Source organism: Mesorhizobium sp. GbtcB19, assembly GCF_019091085.1.
GTDB lineage: Bacteria > Pseudomonadota > Alphaproteobacteria > Rhizobiales > Rhizobiaceae > Mesorhizobium.
In genome coordinates this window covers 1-728 of record NZ_JAGXJY010000088.1, presented here as the reverse complement: position 1 = coordinate 728, position 728 = coordinate 1, and the positions used below count along the sequence as shown (strand labels likewise).

Sequence of the window (728 nt, the reverse complement as noted above, 5' to 3'; positions counted from 1 at the left end):
CGGTACGGTAGAGCCGCGCCCCGGCCTCGCCACTGAAGCGATCCGCCACGAACCGTTCCGCCGTGAGTTCCGGACCGTTCAGGTAACCGCGTGCAACGCCGAGACCGCCGATGTAGAGCTCGCCCGCAACGCCGATCGGAACAGGCTCACTATGCCCGTCCAGAATATAGGTCCGCGCATTCGATATCGGGCGGCCAATCGAAGACCACGGCGTATCCGCGCGCACTTCCAGCAGTGTCGCATCGACAGAGGCTTCCGTCGGACCGTAGACATTGAACAGGACCGGCCGGTGGCCGGCGCGGCCAAACCACGCCTTCAGCGCGGCGGGATTGACCGCTTCGCTTCCAATCACCGCCTGACGCACGCTGCCGGGAAGCGCCGCGCCGGGCAACTCGAGCGTCATCTGGGCCCAGAACTGGGAAGGGAGGTTCACCATTGTGACGCCGAAGGCGCCGCACAGATCAACGAAGACCTTGGTCGATGCCAACCATGCGTCGGTTCGCAGGATCAGTGCGGCACCCGCCGCCAGAACAGGAAATATCTCTTCGGCCGATACGTCGAACGATATGGACGCAAACTGAAGCGCGCGGTCGCGATCGGACAAGGCGTAGGTCACCCGCAAGGCCGCGATCATGTTGACCACACCCCGTTGCTCGACCATGACGCCCTTCGGCGTGCCGGTTGAGCCCGGGGGGTAGGTGACATAGGCGAGGTGGCGCGATGTCAGG

General features: G+C 64.6%; 1 protein-coding gene. It reads right to left on the bottom strand.

Going from position 1 to position 728, the window contains the following annotated elements; genetic code table 11:
* Positions 1–661 (bottom strand): AMP-binding protein (locus KVT37_RS31715; RefSeq protein ID WP_254634399.1); only part of this gene is annotated, 661 nt, incomplete at its 3' end.
* Positions 662–728 lie beyond the last annotated feature (67 nt).